At 28.6% G+C, this 2,838-nt stretch carries 5 protein-coding genes; 1 reads left to right on the forward strand and 4 read right to left on the reverse strand.

Going from position 1 to position 2,838, the window contains the following annotated elements:
• Together F1592_RS13250 and F1592_RS13255 are read right to left on the reverse strand one after the other, a co-directional pair.
• Positions 1–212 (reverse strand): PLDc N-terminal domain-containing protein (locus F1592_RS13250; protein ID WP_188294699.1); only part of this gene is annotated, 212 nt, incomplete at its 3' end.
• Between the two features lie 38 nt (positions 213–250).
• Positions 251–445 (reverse strand): hypothetical protein, encoded by a 195-nt coding sequence (locus F1592_RS13255; protein ID WP_011275881.1) that lies wholly within the window; start codon positions 443–445, stop codon positions 251–253.
• A 212-nt stretch (positions 446–657) separates the two neighbouring features.
• Between F1592_RS13255 and F1592_RS13260 the strand changes: the two genes are divergently transcribed.
• Positions 658–1,683 (forward strand): threonine aldolase family protein, encoded by a 1,026-nt coding sequence (locus tag F1592_RS13260; protein WP_149809842.1) that lies wholly within the window; start codon positions 658–660, stop codon positions 1,681–1,683.
• A gap of 300 nt (positions 1,684–1,983) precedes the next feature.
• On the opposite strand, the gene F1592_RS13265 is transcribed toward F1592_RS13260, so the two are convergent.
• A complete protein-coding gene (locus tag F1592_RS13265) occupies positions 1,984–2,262 on the reverse strand; it encodes a hypothetical protein (RefSeq protein WP_053017892.1) in 279 nt (92 codons plus the stop codon).
• Positions 2,263–2,685: 423 nt separating this feature from the next.
• On the reverse strand, positions 2,686–2,829 hold the full coding sequence (locus F1592_RS13270) for a capsid assembly scaffolding protein Gp46 family protein (RefSeq protein WP_223197251.1): 144 nt from the start codon (positions 2,827–2,829) through the stop codon (positions 2,686–2,688).
• Between the last annotated feature and the right edge of the window lie 9 nt (positions 2,830–2,838).

A 2,838-nucleotide genomic window follows, 5' to 3' on the forward strand; every position in this document is an offset into this window, starting at 1 on the left:
TCCGATTTGACGTAGAGCCAAAATAAATAAAGAATAAACCCGATTAATGGTAAAACAAACAATACAAAGAGCCACGCCCATGTAGAAGACGCACTTCTTCTATTTCTTTCTAAAAAGATGATAATAAAAGCTAATACTAGATTTATCACAAAGCCTAGTGCTAATAAAATCGTAAAAACAGTTCCCAAATCTGGGCCGAACATGAATTTCATAAAATAATACTCCTATTTAATTTTATAATTTAAATTATTTACTTAGCATTTAAGATCAAGATGGCATTTAGCACTTCTTCATTATTTGGAAATTTACGTTCTTCTATTTTGTCTATTGAAATATTTAGAACTTCAAATTGACTTCCTTCATCACTTTCAAGATACATATTAATTTCTTTTTCTAACTCATCCAGTGTTTTTTCTTGAATCTTTTTAAATTTGATTTTACTCATTCTACAACACTCCATTTCAACTTATTTGTTTAAATCATAGTCTTTTTACATTTAAATCGCAAATTAATTCATTCTATAACTTATATTTTATTAAAACGCTTACAATTATATATTTAAAATATTAAATTCACATAAGAGATAAATTATTGTATACTAAAGTCATTCTATTAAATTTTCAGAATAATTAAATTATTTAGATTGTGGGGTATTATATGATTTCTTTTGAAAATGACTACCTTGAAGGTGCACATGAAAACGTATTACAACGATTATTTGATACCAATTTAATCCAGGCTTCTGGTTATGGTGATGATCAATTTTCAAAGCAAGCAGCAGAACAAATAAAATCTGTTATCAATTGTCCAGAAGCGACTGTACGATTCTTAGTTGGTGGTACGCAAACCAATCAAGTTGTTATTAATTCAGTACTAGAGCCATATGAAGGTGTGATTTCAGCTGACACTGTTCACGTAGCTGTACATGAGGGCGGCGCGATCGAATTTAGTGGTCATAAAGTTTTAACTGTCCCATCTCACGAAGGTAAAATTAGTCCAAAAGAAGTTAATGCATATCTAGATACGTTTTACAATGATTTTAAACGTGAACACATGGTCTTTCCAGGAATGGTTTATATTTCACACCCTACAGAATACGGTACTTTATATAGTAAAGAAGAATTGAAGAATCTTGCTGACGTGTGTAAAGAACATCAAGTACCATTATTTATGGACGGTGCACGTTTAGGTTATGGATTGATGAGTGATCAAAGTGATTTAACGTTTGAAGATATTGCTAAATACTGTGATATCTTTTATATAGGTGGTACTAAAATAGGCGCGTTATGTGGTGAAGCCATCGTATTCACTAAAAATAATGAGCCAAAACACTTTACCACTCGAATCAAACAACATGGTGCTTTACTTGCTAAAGGTCGTTTAGTAGGTGTACAATTTCTGGAATTATTCACTAATAATTTATATTTAGATATTAGCCGTCATGCCATTAATATGGCTAATAAAATGAAAAAAGGATTCCTTGAAAAAGGCTATCAACTTTACTTTGATTCACCTACTAATCAACAATTTTTTGTACTTAGTGAAGAAAAGATTAAAGAGTTGAAACAAAAAGTAAAGTTCGCGATTTGGGAGAAATATGATGATAATCATCGTGTTGTTAGATTTGCGACAAGTTGGGCTACTACCGAAGAAAATGTAGATAAGTTATTAGAGTTAATTTAACATCTGAAAAACAGGACTTCCTAAAAGGAAATCCTGTTTTTTAATGTAGTTTATAATAAATACAGCATATTAATACAATTAAACTAATGAACGCTATTATCTTGTCTTTTTTAGTTGTTTTACCATTTTCAACAGTAATTTCAAAATTAAATTCCATGTTTATTCCCCTTTAAAAAGTTTAAGCAATCATGTTAATCACATTCACTACCACGTTAATATTGAATTTTAAGTAGTATAATACAATATTATACTTTGTGTTTTATTATATTAGTCACCTATAGTTTAAAGTACTACCCTTTATCATACGCCTATTCTATTAATAACTTTTTGATAAGCTTCAAGCACTTGTGGATAAAGATATATTAATCTAGATCCAATCCGGCGAGTTACTTCAACTATTTCAGGTTCACAAACTATTTTATTTTGAAGCGTTGATTTACTTAATCCAGTTAAAGTTACTAAATCTTTAATACCTACTGAAGCATATTGCCTCTCATAATTTTTCAGTAAGTTTTCTAGTTTATATTCAATCAATTTATTCATAAATGTTTCATCAATATGGATTGTTATGTTACTCATGTTGTCTCACTCCATCTATTTTAAATTAATATTTATGGTTCTAATCTTAATTTATAAAGCTAGATATTAAAGTAAGTAATGCTAATATAAAAATCCCTATCGTTAAATATAGAGATATTTGATCCCTGTTGATTTTCATAATTTTAAACGCTCCTTTTATTTATTAAAAAAATTAACCATTGCTAACAATAAAGTAACTACATTAATATAAAAAGTTAACTTTCTTCTCAATTCTCTACTCATAAAACCCATTCCCTTATAAATTATTAACTATTTCATGCGTCTTACTCGAGTCGATAGTTCTCAGACTTTGAGACCAACTTTTTATTTAATTATATTATATTAATTTTATAATATAACACACAAGTGTAAATTAAAATTTTATCGCAAGATATTGAGGCACATTTTAGTTCAGCAATTAAATTAGGGTTTTCCTATTATGTCTACAATTTGATCATCAAAGTTTTCTACACCTGATTCACTAAGCATTGAACGCGTTTCATTTCTCATTTGAGATAATGCCTTTTCAGCTTTTAATGCTTCATTCTCTTTCATAAGTTTTTCTATCTCATATTG

The organism is Staphylococcus sp. GDX7P312P (genome assembly GCF_008385775.1).
Classification (GTDB): Bacteria; Bacillota; Bacilli; order Staphylococcales; family Staphylococcaceae; genus Staphylococcus; species Staphylococcus haemolyticus.